The 16,266-nt window shown below is 57.9% G+C and carries 11 protein-coding genes; 6 read left to right on the top strand and 5 right to left on the bottom strand.

Translation table 11 applies throughout. From position 1 onward, the window contains the following. Nucleotides 1-78 precede the first annotated feature (78 nt). On the bottom strand, nucleotides 79-3,597 hold the full coding sequence (gene hsdR, locus FZF01_RS18105) for a type I restriction-modification system endonuclease (RefSeq protein ID WP_150277061.1): 3,519 nt from the start codon (nucleotides 3,595-3,597) through the stop codon (nucleotides 79-81). Between the two features lie 349 nt (nucleotides 3,598-3,946). On the opposite strand from hsdR, the gene FZF01_RS18100 reads away from it, so the two are divergent. Beyond that, nucleotides 3,947-4,639 carry a DUF433 domain-containing protein gene (locus FZF01_RS18100; RefSeq protein ID WP_150277127.1) on the top strand — a complete coding sequence of 231 codons (693 nt, stop codon included), beginning with the start codon at nucleotides 3,947-3,949 and terminating at the stop codon, nucleotides 4,637-4,639. A 168-nt stretch (nucleotides 4,640-4,807) separates the two neighbouring features. Here the strand turns inward: FZF01_RS18100 and FZF01_RS18095 are convergent, their stop codons facing one another. The 4 genes from FZF01_RS18095 to FZF01_RS18080 all read right to left on the bottom strand — a co-directional run bounded on the left by FZF01_RS18095 (nucleotide 4,808) and on the right by FZF01_RS18080 (nucleotide 7,622). Continuing rightward, entirely contained in the window at nucleotides 4,808-5,749 is a 942-nt protein-coding gene (locus FZF01_RS18095) for a cation diffusion facilitator family transporter (RefSeq protein ID WP_150277062.1), read from the bottom strand. Continuing rightward, entirely contained in the window at nucleotides 5,746-6,639 is an 894-nt protein-coding gene (locus FZF01_RS18090) for a cation transporter (RefSeq protein WP_373286444.1), read from the bottom strand. Before FZF01_RS18090 ends, FZF01_RS18095 begins: the two co-directional genes overlap by 4 nt. An 84-nt stretch (nucleotides 6,640-6,723) precedes the next feature. Next, on the bottom strand, nucleotides 6,724-7,215 hold the full coding sequence (locus FZF01_RS18085; protein WP_150277063.1) for a M48 metallopeptidase family protein: 492 nt from the start codon (nucleotides 7,213-7,215) through the stop codon (nucleotides 6,724-6,726). Further along, on the bottom strand, nucleotides 7,212-7,622 hold the full coding sequence (locus tag FZF01_RS18080; RefSeq protein WP_150277064.1) for a PH domain-containing protein: 411 nt from the start codon (nucleotides 7,620-7,622) through the stop codon (nucleotides 7,212-7,214). The genes FZF01_RS18085 and FZF01_RS18080 overlap by 4 nt, the downstream gene beginning before the upstream one ends. Before the next feature lie 152 nt (nucleotides 7,623-7,774). Between FZF01_RS18080 and FZF01_RS19655 the strand changes: the two genes are divergently transcribed. The 5 genes from FZF01_RS19655 to FZF01_RS18055 all read left to right on the top strand — a co-directional run bounded on the left by FZF01_RS19655 (nucleotide 7,775) and on the right by FZF01_RS18055 (nucleotide 16,202). Beyond that, the gene (locus FZF01_RS19655; protein WP_223825401.1) at nucleotides 7,775-7,936 is read left to right on the top strand and encodes a hypothetical protein; all 162 of its coding nucleotides are present in this window, start codon (nucleotides 7,775-7,777) and stop codon (nucleotides 7,934-7,936) included. A gap of 23 nt (nucleotides 7,937-7,959) precedes the next feature. Further along, nucleotides 7,960-9,303, top strand: coding sequence for a metal-dependent hydrolase family protein (locus FZF01_RS18070; RefSeq protein ID WP_223825402.1), 1,344 nt, complete (start codon nucleotides 7,960-7,962; stop codon nucleotides 9,301-9,303). A 161-nt stretch (nucleotides 9,304-9,464) separates the two neighbouring features. Then, nucleotides 9,465-11,615: a sulfatase-like hydrolase/transferase gene (locus FZF01_RS18065; protein WP_223825403.1), complete on the top strand. Its 2,151-nt coding sequence runs from the start codon at nucleotides 9,465-9,467 to the stop codon at nucleotides 11,613-11,615. Between the two features lie 79 nt (nucleotides 11,616-11,694). Next, nucleotides 11,695-13,869 carry a sulfatase-like hydrolase/transferase gene (locus FZF01_RS18060; RefSeq protein ID WP_150277065.1) on the top strand — a complete coding sequence of 725 codons (2,175 nt, stop codon included), beginning with the start codon at nucleotides 11,695-11,697 and terminating at the stop codon, nucleotides 13,867-13,869. A 254-nt stretch (nucleotides 13,870-14,123) separates the two neighbouring features. After that, complete coding sequence (locus FZF01_RS18055) at nucleotides 14,124-16,202, top strand: tetratricopeptide repeat protein (protein ID WP_223825404.1); 2,079 nt, start codon at nucleotides 14,124-14,126, stop codon at nucleotides 16,200-16,202. Nucleotides 16,203-16,266: the final 64 nt, after the last annotated feature.

The raw sequence follows: 16,266 nt of genomic DNA, 5'->3' as shown, positions 1-16,266 counted from the left end.
AGAAATCGTTATTTTCTATACATATCAATAGGCTCATGTATAGAAAATGACGCCACCCTTTGCCGATTGCCCGGCTTTTCAGCCCACTTCTGGCCATATGGCTTTGTTTAGCTCCACCAGCAGGCTGTCCAACTGACTATTCAGAATCTTGTCCAGCTGTTTGGCACCCCCGTGCTCCGAGAATCGGCTGTTCACAAAGTCGCGATCAATGATCACTTCGTGCACCAGCTGTTTGGCCAGGCGTTCCAGCCATTTGCGCTGCGCGGGCAGCCATTTATGGCTCTGGTAAATACGCTGCATGGCCTGGGCTACCCGCTGCTCAAAGGGCACCAGGGCCTCGCCCAGGGCGGCGCGACGAATATGGCCGACGATGCTGGCGGCGATATCCTGGTTGGTCTGGTTGCGGACGGCGGTTTGCAGCTTGGCCTCGCTGTACCCGGCGCCATCGAGTAGTAGTTTGATCTCTTTGAGCTGCTCCCGTGTCAGGTCGCGCGGCTTGTTGACCACCACTGCCAGGGCTGCATTCTGGTTGAGTTGTTCGCGGATAAACCGATTGAAGCTGTCCAGATAGTCCTCCGGCTTCTGATGCACGCCATAGCTTTGCGTGCGCTCGCGGATCTCGTCGGGGTGTTCGGAAATAACCGGCTGGCGGTCGCTGCCAAGTAGGTTGTTGACCTCGTTCAACTGATGCAGCAAGCCATTGTGCTGGGTGATGAACTGGGCGGCCTGCTTGGGACCTAGCTTGCGCAAATGAGTGTGAAGCGTTTTCGGCTCTACGCCCCATAGATCCTGCAGTTCATCAAGCTTGTGTTTGACCGCCGGTTTGGTTTCGGCCTTTTTCTCGGCTTTGCGCAGCACGCGCATGACTTTCTGGCTTAGCTGGCTGAGCACCACGTCGGCATGGCTTTCACCAGCGCTGTCCCCTGGTGCGCTGAGGGCGCGTTCCAGTTGCTCGGGGTTGGTGATCTCCTCCAGCAGCTGTTCCAGGCTGATATTCGGATCCTTGACCAGCGGCTTCATGGTATTGACGTCGCTAAGGGCGGCGTAGATATCCACTGGGTCGTAGATGCGGAATACGGTTTTGCCGATCTCGTCACAGCGGCGGGTGGCACGGCCAATCATCTGTTCATACAGAATGCGCGACTTGACCCGGCGCATGAATACCAGATGGCAGATCTTCGGTACGTCGATGCCGGTGGTCAGCAGGTCTACGGTGATGGCGATATTCGGGTAACGCTCGTTCTTGTACTGGCGGATCAGCTGCTCGACCTTGTCGCTCTGGCCGGTGATCTTGGCTACTGCGGCCTGGTTGTATTCGCCGTTATAAAGCTCCTTGAAGGCCTCATCCAGCAGTCGTTTGACCATATCGGCGTGCAGGTCGGTGGCGCAGAAAATCAGGGTCTTCTCATCAGCGAACGGATCCAACTCCTGTACCAGCTGCTGACAGATCACTCGATTGAAGTTCTCGTTGATGACGCGACGGTTGAAGGCATCGACCTCGAAATTCAACTCGTCATCCAGTTCGGCGCTTTGCACTTCGCCGGTCTGGGTATTGATAGCGCTGACCTTTTCGCCCTTGGCGAAGGTAATACCGTTTTGCGTCAGCAGGGTTTCATAGCGAATGGGCGGCTCGTGATCGATCAGCCAGTCCTCGGCGACGGCTTCACGGTAGGTGTAGATGTAAACCGGCTTGCCGAAAATCTCGCTGGTGTGTTTGGCCGGCGTGGCGGTCAGGCCGATTTTCACCGCGTCAAAGTAGTCCAGTACGCGGCGGTAACTGGAGAGGTATTGGCTGGCATCACGGGTGGCCAGTTCGCCCTCGGTCATTTCCTGATCCAGGGTGTAACCGCGGTGGGCTTCGTCGATGATAATGCAATCAAACTGGTCCACCGGCGGCGGGTTGTCGTTCATGAATATGCGCTTGACCATGGCCTGCACGGTGGCGACCTGGATGCGGGTTGCGGCCTCGGCGGCCATGTCACCCAGCTCCGCGACGTTGTAGATCTGCGACAGCGTCTGATTCTGTTCTAGCGATGCTTCGTTGAAGGCGTCGATAGCCTGTTGGCCCAGAGCAGTACGATCTACCAGAAACAGGATGCGTTTGAAACGCTCGGTTTTCAGAAAGCGGTACATCAGCCCGATGATGGTGTGGGTTTTACCAGTACCGGTGGCCATGGCCAGCAGCGCCACACGAATTTCTTTAGCCAGTGTGTTTTCTACCGCCACAATGGCCTTTTGTTGATAGGCGCGCAGTTTCAGGTAACCGAAAGGCTCGGCCTGCAATTGGGCTTGCGCGGCCTCTTTACTACGCGTTAGCAAATCGCGCAGGCCCTCTGGGCTGTGGAAGCTGGGCAGCGCTCTTCTGGTATTGGCCGGGTGCCGCACGTCCCGAAACCAGGTACCTGACTGTTCTGCCAGCTGCTTAACAAAGGGGCGCCCGTTGCAGGAGTATACGAAAGGCACTTTGTAATGGCCGTCTTCGTCATCGGGCCAAGCAACGGTCTGCCCTGCCTGCTCCCAGGCGCCAATAAGCGGCGCGGTGACGCTCAAGCCCTTGCTGTAACGCTCGGCCTGGCCAATCTTTCCGGCAACATTGGTGTTTTCCTTTTTGGCTTCCACCACGGCGATCGGTGTCAGGCCAGCAAACAGCAAATAATCGGCGCGGCCGTTCTCGCCTTTGTACTGGGTTGGCCATTCGGCTATGGCGAGGTTCTTGCCCTTCTCCGGGCGGGCTCCGCTCTTGTAGGTGAGGGCTTCACTATCAGCTTGCCATCCCGCTTCAATCAGCTGCTGATCAATCAAAATGCGGGTGAGGGCTTCATCCAGAACAATATGCTGGGTGGCGGCTTGCGTGTTGCGGCTGAGTGTCTGGCGTTGAGCGGTTTGTGTCTTGTCATCCTGTGACGTCAGTTCAGCTTGAAGGGCTTTGATACGGGCTTCATAAGCCTGCTGTTGCTGATTGAGCGCCTGCTCATGGGTGGCAGCTTGCTGGGCCAGGGCTCGCGACTCTTCATCCATAGCATGGGCCAGGGCTTCGTATTCGTCCTTCTCTTTGGCGATCAGCTCATTGAGCTGCTGGCTCGAATCAAGGCCCATATTGGCTTGCTGCAGCTCGTATTTCAGCTTGCTAATTTCAGTCTGCAGGTTGCGCAACTGTTCGCTGGGATCAGCAGGCGGGATAAAGGGGCCGGGCTTGAAGTGCACACCGGTTTTGCCAAAGGTTTGATGAAACCAGATGGCCAGTTTGCGGGCGACTACCAGACCGCTGATGGCTTCCTTGTGCAGCGTCTTGAATTGGTGCGTGGCTTTGTTGCCCTCGATACGCAGGGTATGAAACAGCTCGCGCACCACCGGTTCCAGCTTGAGCTCACGGTTGATCTTGAACAGCAGATCGGCCTGGCTGGTTTGATCGTCGAACTCGATACCGGCCCGGGCAGCAAGGTGCTGGGCCAATGCCTCACCCAGCTGACGCAATTTGATCAGAGTGGTGTTGGGGTCGCCAGCAAAGGCCCGCTCGGCGGACTGGGCAATTTCGACAAAAAGCGGATCGTGTTCTGCCAGAAAACCAAAATTGCTGGTGGGTTCAGGCGATGTCATCAGTAAGAAACTCCCTTTCAACCTGAAAGCTCGGCCGTTCCAGTTCGGACACGTTCTCTCCAAAATCCTTGTCAGCACGAATACGTTACCGAACAACACTCAGGTAGCCGGTTTGTTATGTGATCCACTTTGCATTATCTGAGGTCCGTTGTCTCTAGGGACAAACATAAGCGGCTTGATCCGGGCGCGGATCGAGCGCGATCTAGTGACTAACAGACCTCGCCGTAAAAGCATTTCGATTTAGGCACTCATCCTAGCTGCCTGTTTCCGAATTATGGCTATTGGTCCATACTTCATATCATTACGCATCAACACGGAGCCAAGGATGGCAATGATCAGTACCTTAATCATGAAAACCCCAGAACCTCTAAGCCCTTTGCTCGGCGTTGGTCTCTACAGCCTGCCCGAAGCTTCCAGTTACACCGGTATTCCGGCGGATCAGATCAACCGCTGGGTCTTCGGTTACCGTGCGGGCGGAAAAAGCCACGCTAGCCTATGGCAACCTGCACTAGGAGAGCTCGAAGAGAAAACCCTGAGCTTTCATGACCTGCTTGAAATCCGTTTTGTGCATGCTTTCCGTCAATATGGCGTCAGTCTGCAGTCCATCCGAGCGGCTGCCGGTCATGCACGAGAGTGGTTTGACCAGCCCTACCCCTTTACCTGCAGGCGCTTCCAAACCGACGGTCAGAGTATTTTTGCCACGGTCATGGAAGAGACCGGTGACGAAACTCTTATCGATCTCGTAAAGCGCCAATATGCCTTCAGGCAGGTTATCAGCGCCTCGCTTTACGCTGGCATCGACTATGACAGCGATGGCGAGGCCCTGCGCTGGTATCCTCTCACACGGAGCAAGGCCGTGGTGCTTGACCCAGCGAGACACTTCGGCAAACCCATTCTTGCCAAGTCCGGTGTGGATACAGAAACCATCGCCGCCGCGTACCAGGCCGAAGACCAGAATATCCGCAGGGTCGCCCTGATTTACGATCTAACCCCTGCCGAAGTGGAGGCAGCCATCAGGTTTGAGCGCAAGGATGCCGCGTGAAATTTCTTCTCGATAACAACCTGCCACCACCTCTGGCCAGAGCATTGGAAGCGGCGCTACTAGGAGAAGAGTTAACTATCTCGCATCGATTTACCTTGATGTAGCTTTAATGGCTACAGTTGTAGCTTAAAAGGCAATACATCAAAACCGTCATTACTTCTTGCTGGTCTAACGGTGAACATGCGCACCGTCCGAGCCGCACCCAACACCAACCACACACCCCAACCGAATCTCCGCATCCTCCGGCTGCAAGGTGCTGTGCTCAATGCCGAAGCGCTCCCGCAGCACAGTCTGCATTTGCGGTAATACCCTGTGCCACTGGGTCATGGCATCCAGGTCCACATGGGCGGCCATGGCATGGCTGGTGGAGGACAGGCTCCAGATGTGCAGATCGTGAACGGCGCGCACCCCTTCTATCTCTGACAGAGCCTGGCTGACGTCGCCTGGCTCTATCCCCTGTGGTACGCCTTCCATCAGCACCCGGGTGACTGCGCCCAGCAGCCTGACAGCAGACACCAGGATAAGCACACACACGAACACCGACAGAATCGGGTCCATGATGGCTGGGCCGCCAAAGTAGATGATCGCCCCTGCAGCTACCGCAGCCACTGAGCCGAGCAGATCGCCCATCACGTGGAGCAGCGCGCCACGTACGTTCATGGTTTGCTCACCGCGCATCAGTACCCAGGCGACGATGATATTGACCAACAACCCCAGCCCGCCGATCAGCAATACCGTGCCCCCGTCTACCTCCGGGGTATCGAGCATCCTGAGGATAGCTTCGTAGGCGATATACACGATCACCAGAAACATGAAAATCACGTTGAACAGCGCGCCCAGCACCTCCGCACGTTGCAGCCCGAACGAATGCCTGCGTGAGGCGGGCTTGTTGGCGAGCCAGGCGGAAAAGGCACCAACGGCAAGTGAAAGCGAGTCAGTGAGCATGTGCCCGGCATCAGACAACAATGCCAGCGAGTTGGCCATCAGCCCTGCAAAAACCTCGACGATGGCGAAAGCTGTAGTAAACACCAGGGCAAAAAGCAACGTTTTGCCGGTGCCGTGGTTATGGTTGTGATGGGCATGACCGTGATCGTGGCTGTGTTCGCTCATGATTTCAGCGCCAATATACGGCGCGCTCCGTTGAGTACAATAAGGCCTACGACTGTACCGATCACCAGGTCAGGCAGATTGGAGCCGCTCCAGAGCACCAGCACTCCGGCGGTGATCACGCCCAGGTTGATCAAGACGTCGTTGGCCGAGAATATCCAGCTGGCTTTCATATGCACACCGCCGTGGCGATGCTTGTGAATCAACAGCAGGCAGATGCTGTTGGCGATCAGGGCGACAAAGGCAACGGCGATCATCGCGCTGGATTGCGGGTCGCTGCCAAACAGGAATCGACGCCCTACGTCAAGCAACACGCCCAGGGCCAGGACCAACTGCAATACACCGGCAAAGCGCGCCGCATTCATCTGATACCTGGCAGCACGCCCTACCGCATAAAGCGCGAGACCATAAACCGCGGCGTCGGCAAACATATCCAGGGAGTCGGCAATCAGACCGGCAGACTGGGCGATGAGCCCTGCAGTCATTTCAACAACGAACATGACAGCGTTGATGCCCAGCAACCAGCGCAAGGTACGTGACTCTGCAACCTCGGTGAGTGCAGAGCCTTCCGCTTGCTGCACCTGATCGGCGTTGGCAGGCTGAGTCTGCAGGAGCTGAGCCCCGAGGTTCAGGGTCGCCAGTTTGGCGGAGATCGGATCTACCGGACCATCATGCAGTACGGTCAGTTGGCGATCGGCCAGATCAAACAACAACGCCTGAACCGTATCGGAGCCGTTAAGTGCCAGCCGAATAAGGCGCTCCTCTGATGGGCAATCCATTTTGGGGATCTTGAACAAGCTTGCCCACTGGGCAGAACCTGCGTGCACGGTATTTACCTGGGCAACAGACTCACTCGAACAGCAGCAGGGGCTGGCAACACTGTCGTCCTTCACTCACTTGCGTCCTTTTCCCGGATTCGATTGCGCCATTAAAAACCATATAGCTACTGGAGGGTCAAGCGGTGCATATCGGGCTGTTCAACCGCGCAGGGTCAGATACAGCCGCAAGTCGAGTTCCAACTGATGGTAGTCGGGCTCCATGTGCTGGCAGAGTTGGTAAAAGGCCTTGTTGTGATCCTTTTCGCGCAAATGCGCCAACTCATGCACCACGACCATGCGCAGCAGCGGTTCCGGGAGGGATTTGAGGAGTGCCGAGACCTTGATCTCGTTCTTGCGCTTGAGCTTGCTGCCCTGCACCCGACTGACAAACTGATGTTGACCCAGGGCGTTGTCGATGACGTGCATGCGCGTATCGAAGAAGACCTTGCTGACCGGTCCGCTGCTACGCATATGTTGCTGTTTGAGGCGCTGGGTATAGTCATAGAGAGCAGCATCGGTCTGAACGCTGTGCCCACTTTCCGGCGGGTAACGCTGCTCAAGCCAGGTGCCCAGCTGATTATTGTCGATCAGCCGCTGCACCTGCTGCCTGACATCCGGACTGTACCCGTTGAGGTACTTGAGCGCTGTCACCCTACTGGATTGCTCACGCTTTCAATCTGGCGCTTGACCGTCATCGGATCATCAATCGCTTTGAAGATCACATCGCTGATACCGCGACCGGTGATTTTGACGGTGCCGTAACCAAACATGCGTCCGCCAATACCCTGGTCGATCTCGACCGTTTCGATTGACTGCAGCTTCATTTCATCGGTTTTGCGACTGATGATGCCGCGCTTGAGAATGACGCGCTTGTTGGTCACGCCCTGCTCCATGTGCTTGAGTTTGAGGTACTCATAGAGCGCTAACAGCAAGGTGATACCCAGAGTCGGTATGGCCAGTACGATCCAGAGGATCATTGGCAAACGGGCGAACCAATGCAAAGGGAAAAGTGCTTCGACTTTCTCTCCCGCTGACAGGGATTCTTCGATATAGGTCATGTAAAGGGCTCCGTAGGCGCATTGATTCTGGGTCAGGGGGCGAGTTTACACCAGATTCGTCGCGCCCCACTCCCGGACTACGTCTTCACACGCATTGATCGAATAAATGTGACTAGAAGTAAACAGGGTTATCACACATAGGGAGTCGGATCATGGGTACATTTAGAAGCTACCGCGCGCCTGGCCCAAGCCCAGGGCGCAAGCGTATTGATAACCAACGAATGATCGCCACGGCGCTGGATAAATCCGAGCGACTGGACTGCGTTTTTCTGAATGCGGGCATTGCGCTCAGTGATGAATTCATTGATAAATAACCAGCCCCCACCGGAGTCTTGCCATGATGCGCCTACCCGTTGTGCTTGTATTTTTTGTTGCCCTGCTGGGCCCTGTAAGTAGCCAGGCAGCCCCGCCCGTAGCCCGAGACATGCTGCTGCGGAACGTCTATGTGTTTGATGGCACATCCGCCGAACGCAGCAGCGCGCCGATGCATGTACTGGTGCGCAACGGTAGAATCGACAATATCAGCAGTACCCCCATCGAATCCGCAGCGAATGATGGCCTCGTGGTCTTTGATGGCGGGGGCCGTACGCTCATGCCGGGCCTGATTGATGCCCACTGGCATTCAGCCCTGGTCAGCCCATCCTCGATCGGCGCAATGACTGCGGATATCGCCTACATCCATCTCCTCGCCGGTCGGGTGGCAGATGCCACTCTGATGCGTGGATTTACCAGCGTAAGGGACATGGGTGGGCCGTCCTTTGGCTTGCGCCGCGCCATTGAAGAAGGGCTGGTAACGGGACCGCGCATTTTCCCCTCTGGGGCCATGGTTTCCCAGACCGGCGGCCATGGTGACTTCCGGCTACCCCACGAAGTACCCCAGGCGCAAAACGCTCCCTTGAATTACGCCGATCGCGTTGGCGTTACGGCGATTGCCGACGGGTCCGATGCGGTACTGAAGCGGGTGAGAGAACAATTGATGCTGGGCGCCACGCAGATCAAGCTGATGGCCGGTGGCGGCGTTTCTTCAATGTACGACCCGCTGGATGTGACCCAATACACTGCGGATGAATTGAAGGCAGCGGTCGATGCTGCAGAAAACTGGGGCACCTATGTCGCCGTGCACGCCTATACCTCCCGTGCAGTCACCATGGCGCTGGAAGCGGGCGCGCGCAGTATTGAGCATGGGCAACTGGTAGACGAGGACACCGTGCGGCTGATGGCAAAAAAAGATGCCTGGTGGAGTCTGCAACCCTTCATCGACAACGAGCTGTCCAACCCGAAAACAGGTGCGGCGCGCCTCAAGCAACAAATGGTGCAACAGGGCACCGATCGCGCCTTTGAATTGGCGCGCAAGCACAAGATCAAGGTCGCCTTTGGCACCGATATGCTGGGCACCGGCAATCTGGGTGAAAGCCAGAACGCGCTTTTGGTGTCCATGCAACGCTGGTATACCCCTGGCGAGGTTCTGCAAATTGCCACCGGTAACAATGGCGCGCTAATGAGCCTGGCCGGTCCACGTTATCCGCTGCCCGCGCCGCTGGGCGTCGTCAAGGTCGGCGCTATTGCCGACCTTTTGCTGGTAGAGGGTGACCCGACCGCAGATCTCGCGCTGATCGCTGACCCCGAGCAGAATTTTCGGATGATCATCAAGCAGGGAGTGATCTATAAAAATACACTTTAGGGCAAGAGCATGGCTCCTGAAACGCGATCAGGGGCCTCTGAAGCGAATCAAGTGCATACATGTTCATGGCACCGGGCTAGTATTGGACACACACCCACCAGCAGAGCAATTCTCACTTGGCCGACCATCCAGGCGCCTTAGAAGAACACAAGAATCTTCACTTGGTACGCATACTGGCTTTGATGCTTTCGCCCCTGTTGCTGACTGCCTGTCTCGACAGCGGTGGTAGCAGTGCATTATTAAAGAGCCCGGCGCCGGACAGCGGAAACAAACCCAATCTGATTCTGATAATTGCTGACGATGTGGGCGTCGATCAGTTGAGCAGTTTTGGCTTTGGCGGTACGCAGCCGCCAGCCACGCCTACCATTGGCAACCTCGCTGCCACTGGTGTGAGCTTTTCCAATACATGGTCCATGCCTACCTGTTCGACCACGCGTGCAGCCCTGTTCAGCGGCCGCTATCCGCCGCGGACCAATGTGAACACGGCGATCGTTTCTACCGATTTGGTCAACTCGCAGACCTCACCCTTTGAAAAAACCCTGCCTCACGTTCTGGCAGCCGAGGGTTATGTCAGCGCCTATATTGGCAAGATTCACATTACAGGTTCGGATGTGAATCCGGCCAACCACCCTTTTGGTGATGAAGCGATCAGGGCCCTGGGGTTTGATTATTTCGCCGGTTATTTTGACGGTGGCCCGCGCCCGATCGATGTGACGGCAGGGTTGGACAACCTCGATAGCAGCGCCGCCCCCTTCAGTTGTGGCTTCGTACCCCTGGCCTCTGATCATCCCCAGGGCGCCGATACCGGGGCCTGCTATCAGCCAAGCGGCAGTTGTGAATTGCTGACGACTGGCAATGCATCCGTACCCGGCAAGGTGTGCCTGGAGCGCGGCGGCCTGTTTGATCCCGGCCAGCAATGCGCTGCGCAAATACCCACTTATCTCGACTTCACCCGTCAGAATGCCTATTACACCGCCGAAGTCGTGATCAGCGACGAGAACAGTTCACGGCGCCTGGACGTGGATGACCCCGCCTCAAGACTTTATCGCACGCAACTGGAGTCCAACCTTGCCATCGACTGGATGCAGGCGCAGGCGGACGACCAACCCTGGATGCTTTCGCTTGGCTACTCGGCCTCACACGCACCGCTGCAACCAGCACCCGCCAGCCTGGCACCCGTAGCCGGTGCGCTAGATACCGGCATTGACTGTGACAACGACGCAGACACCCGCCAGTTGATGAATCAGACCATGGAAGCGCTGGATACCGAGCTACGCCGTGTGCTGCTGGCGGCAGGGGTCTTTATCGAAAACGATGATGGCGAGTTGGAATACAACCCAGCGAGCAATACCGTGGTGGCCTTTGTGGGTGACAACGGTACCTACGGCCCGGTAGTCAAGGAGCCATTCCTGCCTGCCCGCAGCAAGGGTACGGTTTACCAGGGTGGTATCTGGGTGCCGTTGATCGTCACTGGCGCCACCGTCGAACAACCCGGCCGCTCGGTGGGCGCTATGGTCAACTCCACCGACCTCTATCACCTGTTTGCCACACTAGGCGGTGCTGACCTGAGCGCTCCGGCCGTTGCTGACCGACTGGATGCCCAGCCAATGGACAGCTACCTTGCCAACCCGGATGCGCCGCCCGTGCGCGACACCAATTTCTCCATGTCGGGACGCAACCTGGCTGACAGTATTCCGCAGCCCTGCGTGCTCACCGACGTCAATATCTGCCTGCAGCTGTTCCCGCAGAAAGGCCTGTGTCTGTCCGAGGGTGGCACCTGGTATGGCGATGACGGTGTGGTGCCCGGCCAGTCCTTTAGCTCCTGCTGCGCGGTAAACACCTACCGGGAAAACGGCGGCGAAGCGCCTTTCGATATTCTTGCCGAAACCCAGCGAACGGTGCGCAATGATCGCTTCAAGGTGCTGCAGCTGGAAGAACCCAACTGTGCAGCGGGTGATGGCAGCCTCACGCTGCGCAACCAGTTATATGAAATAAACGAAAGCGGCTCCCTTCAGGGTCTGGACAACTTTGCCACCCAGGATCTGCTGACCCGCCCAGCGCTGACCTCGGACCAGCAGCAGAATTACGAAACCTTGCTGGCGGAGCTGGACAGCATAGTCACTAGCGAACCGCCCTGCCCTGGCGATGGCAATCTGGATCGGGTCGTCAACCAGAAAGACCTGCGCGACTGGGCGGTGTTCGCTCAACTTAACCAGGGACGCTCCAGCTGGTACGACTTCAACCTGGATGGCCTGACTGATGCCGCGGACCGGCAGATCATCGAGGACAACCTCGGTCTGGAGTGTCTGTGACCGGCCATGCAATAATCAATACCTGCAGCTCAACTAGCACTTACGCTTGGAAAAGCTCGAATAATTAGAAGAGATTCTCATGAAATCAACACTAGGCGTCAAAGTGCTGCTGTTGGCTGGATTATTTGCCCTTGCTTCCTGCCGATCGGACTCAGGGGGTGACAACTCCCCTCCTGTCAGTGGCGCCGAGACCCCGAACATTCTGTTCGTAATCATGGATGACGTGGGTGTCGATCAGCTCAGCACTTTCGGCTACGGTGGCGCGGAAGCGCCGAGCATGCCGACCATCGGTGCTATCGCTGATGCCGGGGTGCGTTTCCGCAATACCTGGTCGATGCCCGAGTGTTCCCCGGGGCGCTCCGCTCTGATGACCGGGCGCTATCCCTTGCGGACCAATATCAAACTGGCCATAGGCCCTAACGACCTGGCCAATTCGCAGACCGATCCAGAAGAGATCACCGTTGCCAAGCTATTGGAGCCGGCCGGTTATACCAGTGCGATGTTTGGCAAGTATCACCTGGCTCAGGCAGGGTTCAACGAGGCCGGTAACGGCGCGCCAGCCCAGAGTGGCTGGGGGACGTTTTACGGCTGGGTCGACGGGGTGCCCGACTCGATCGATACCACGGCTGGCGGTGTTGCCGCGCCCGGGACGTACAACTGCGGATACATACCGGATGAAACCCAACCCAACGGCGCTAGCTATGGGGCATGCTATGTGCCTACCGATAGCGGTAGCCAGTGCACGGAAATCGTCGGTGCCAGCGCACTGGGAGATTCCGCCGGCCTGCAGTGCGTGTCACGCGGCGGCGTGCTGGTACCCCAGGCGACCTGCCAGGCTGACGCACCCGCCGAGGTGAATTTCCAGCAGGCCAATGCACATTATGTTTCGCCTCTGGTGGTGAACGCAGGGGGCAATGTGCTCGAGGCGCCCTTGAGCGATACGCGCGGGCGCGGCTACCGTTCGACCATTGAGGTGAATGCGGCGATTGAATGGATCAACGCCCGCAACAGTCAAGCCGACCCTTGGATGACCACCCTGAGCTTTAGCTCGGCTCACACGCCGCTGCAGCAACCGCCTGCCGAGCTACTACCATCCGGCATCAACGCAGAATTGACCAGTGACTGCAGCGACTCGCTGAATCAGCGCCGCCTGTCCGATGCAATGATCGAAGCCATGGATACCGAACTGGGCCGTTTGCTGGTCGAAACCGGCATCGCTCAGGTACGGCCTGATGGCTCCCTTATCTATGATTCGGCCGCGAGCAACACCATGGTGGTTGTGATTGGCGATAACGGCAGCTTCGGCCCTGTAGTCAAGGCGCCCCTGGACCCCAACCGCGCAAAAGGCAGCACTTATCAGACGGGTGTCTGGGTACCGTTGATTGTCGCCGGCCCCATGGTGGAAGCACCTGGCCGGGCCGTGGAGCATATGATCAACGCAGTTGATGTGTTTCAGCTGTTCGGCGAGACGGCCGGTATAGACGTATCTGCCGCGGTACCGCGTGGCGTGGACTCGGTAAGCATGCAGCCCTACCTTGCAGACCCCGCGCAGGAAAGCCTGCGCGAGTACAACTTTACCCAGGGGGGCCTGAATATCCAGGTTAACGGCGGGCGCAACGGGCCCTGCGTATTCTTCGGCAGCTCCTGCTCACACACCCCCATCAGCAAAAGTGTGTGTGAGGACAACGCTGGCGTCTGGTGGGGTCTTGGTGCCGACGACCCAACGGTTCTCAAGGGTGCTCTCACCCAATGCTGGGAAGTCAATCAGGCCATCTACGATAACGATCCTGCCAATTACGACACCAACCGCATTGTCATGAGCCCGACTGGCACCCAGGCGGTGCGCAATGACGCGTTCAAGCTGGTGCGTAATCAGGCGCTGGATTACGACGTCACTACCGACACTGGGGTTGAAGTGGTCTCGGAAGAGTTCTATGCCATCGATCAGAATCCGATCCTGCCACAACTTGACAGGGCCGGCCTTGAACTCGATACGCAAAATCTGAACCCACAGGAGCAGAGCAATCTTGCGCTCTTGCAAACGGAGCTCAACACCGTTCTGGCTTCACAGCCAAGTTGTCCCGGAGACGGTAATGGCGACGGCGTGGTGGATGATCTGGATCTGAGCGCCCTGGCCGTCGTGCAGGCGCGCTGGGGTGGGTCCAGTACCTATGATTTCAATATCGATGGTTTTACCAATGACCTGGACCGCGACATCATCAATGCCAATCTTGGTCCTTGCCCGCAACCATGAGTAGGCGTTGGACCTGGCCGCTGGTCCTCCTGCTGTTAGGTGCAGCAGCGACGGCGTGGTGGGCAGTGCCCTCGCCCACTGCACCAATACCTGAGTCTGAGTCTGAGTCTGAGTCTGAGTCTGAGTCTGAGTCTGAGTCTGTAGCCGAGCACAGCACCGCCATAACCCCGCCCGAGTGGGTTAATGAAGCCCAATGCCAGAGCTGCCATGCCGCGGCTTTTGCAGACTGGCAAGGCTCGCACCACCAACTGGCGATGCAGCCGGCCGCCGAGCATTCGGTCCTCGGCGACTTCAGCGGGCAGCAGATCGACAGCGATACAGAGAGCAGCCGGTTTCTACGCGACAACGGAGCCTTTGTTATTCAGACCCCGGGGGCTGACGGCCAGCCCGTAGACGCCAAGGTGGCCTACACCTTCGGTATTGAGCCACTGCAGCAGTATCTTCTGGAAATGCCCGGCGGCCGTTTGCAGGCCCATGGCATGGCCTGGGATACGCAGCAGCAGGCCTGGTTTCATCTGTATCAGGACCAGGGTGTGGACCACCAGGATCGCCTGCACTGGACTGGTAGCGTACAGAACGCCAACTTCATGTGTATCGAGTGCCACGCCACTGACTTCAAACGCAACTACGATGCCGCCACCGACACTTTCGCCAGCCGCTGGCAAGCCCCGGGCGTGGGCTGCCAGAGCTGCCACGGTCCTGCGTCGGGGCACCTCGAATGGGCCGCAGACACTCCAGCAACCGAGCCCGATCAGCAAAATAACTCCATGGGGTTCGCCACCAGCCCGAGCATTGCATCCACTGAAGAAGTGGAAGTCTGTGCCCGCTGCCATAGCCGTCGCTCGCCGCTGGATGACGGTTACCAACATGGCAATGCATTGATGGACGACTTTCTGCCGAGCATTCTCAGTGCGGACCTCTACGAGGTAGACGGCAAGATCAAGGCCGAGGTGTTTGAATACGGCTCCTTCAAACAGAGCAGGATGCACGCCGCCGGAGTGGTCTGCTCCGATTGTCACAACCCGCACAGCGGTGAGCTACGCGCATCGGGCAATGGCGTATGCACCCAATGCCACAACAGCAATGCGCAGCCGACCCGGGCCGCAATTCAGGGCGGCGGCCTGCAAGCAAAGAACTATGATTCACCAGACCACCACAAGCACCCAAACGGCTCGCCAGGCGCGCAGTGCATCAATTGCCATATGCCCGGCAAGCTTTACATGACCAACGACTTGCGCCATGACCACAGCTTCACCTCGCCCAACCCGGCGCAGGCACTGGAGCTGAGCCATAGCGATGCCTGCCTGGGCTGCCATCAGCAGGTCGAGCCTGGAGAGCTAGTCGCGCAGTTTCTGGCGCAGTATCCCGAGGCGCTGCCACGCGATGGCGGATATGCTCAGGATATGGCCGCTGCACGTGGCGGCAAGCCTGGCGCTGCAGCCGCCCTATTCAGGCAGCTCGCCCGTGACGATCAACCGGCTATCAGAGTGGCCACGCTGGTCAGCGAACTGCCCCGCTACCCTTCCCTCGCTGGACTACAGCAACTGGCCCGCGCAGTGCGACATCCTGATCCCAGCGTGAGGGTGGCGGCCATCAACAGCTTGCCCGCGCTTGCCAGCGAAACCCAACTGCGAGACCTGCTCGCGCCGCTGGCAGCCGATCCCGTTCGTGCCGTGCGTCTGGCAGCTGCCTGGCAACTGGCCCAGTTGCCCGCGCAGACACGATCCGGGCTGACTGCCTGGCCGGCACTGCGCGCTGAATACGAGCAGGTGCAGAACAATCTGCTGGAGCGCGCTGACGCGCACTTCAATCTGGCCATGCTGTATCAACTCAGCAGCCGTGAAGATAAGGTTGAGGCTGCCCTGCGCGATGCACTTGAACGCGATGCAGGTTTTTTCCCCGCCATAATCATGCAGGCGCAATGGCAGGAGCAGTACTTTCGCCTCCCGAAACGGGGCCTGACGCTGCTGCAACAGGCCATCGCACGGCATCCAGACGAACCCAGCCTGCACCACGCGCTGGGGCTCGCTCTGGTACGCCAGGGCAACCTCGCCGAGGCCCTGCCAGCGCTTGCCCTGGCCCTGGCCCAGCAACTGGGCTCTGATAACGCCGACTACGCATACGTGCTGGCAGTCGCTCTGCATGACAGTGGCGAGCGGGACAAAGCGCTGCGGCTACTGGAAGAGAACCTGGCTGCCGATCCTGCCAACCGCCAGGTGCGGCTGGCATTGGTCAGCTACCTGAGTGTGCAGGCGCCGGCAAAATCGAAGGCACTGATGGAAGAGCTTCGAGCGCAGAATCCTGATGATCCGGCAGTTCAAAAGTTGCGGTAGCTATGGCCGTAAATATAGATTCTGCATCCACTGCAGACAAAGCGCTCTAGCTCGCCTTTTTGAG

The sequence above is a fragment of the Halopseudomonas salina genome (assembly GCF_008641105.1).
Note: the sequence above shows the minus strand (reverse complement) of the source record. Positions and strands in the feature narration are given on the sequence as shown.

What these genes read in the sequence shown, in the direction of transcription:
- hsdR (WP_150277061.1), bottom strand. Translation starts at nt 3,597, where the DNA reads ATGACATCGCCTGAACCCACCAGCAATTTTGGTTTTCTGGCAGAACAC.
- FZF01_RS18070 (WP_223825402.1), top strand. Translation starts at nt 7,960, where the DNA reads ATGATGCGCCTACCCGTTGTGCTTGTATTTTTTGTTGCCCTGCTGGGC.
- FZF01_RS18055 (WP_223825404.1), top strand. Translation starts at nt 14,124, where the DNA reads ATGCAGCCGGCCGCCGAGCATTCGGTCCTCGGCGACTTCAGCGGGCAG.
- FZF01_RS18095 (WP_150277062.1), bottom strand. Translation starts at nt 5,749, where the DNA reads ATGAGCGAACACAGCCACGATCACGGTCATGCCCATCACAACCATAAC.
- FZF01_RS18100 (WP_150277127.1), top strand. Translation starts at nt 3,947, where the DNA reads ATGAAAACCCCAGAACCTCTAAGCCCTTTGCTCGGCGTTGGTCTCTAC.
- FZF01_RS18080 (WP_150277064.1), bottom strand. Translation starts at nt 7,622, where the DNA reads ATGACCTATATCGAAGAATCCCTGTCAGCGGGAGAGAAAGTCGAAGCA.
- FZF01_RS18060 (WP_150277065.1), top strand. Translation starts at nt 11,695, where the DNA reads ATGAAATCAACACTAGGCGTCAAAGTGCTGCTGTTGGCTGGATTATTT.
- FZF01_RS19655 (WP_223825401.1), top strand. Translation starts at nt 7,775, where the DNA reads ATGGGTACATTTAGAAGCTACCGCGCGCCTGGCCCAAGCCCAGGGCGC.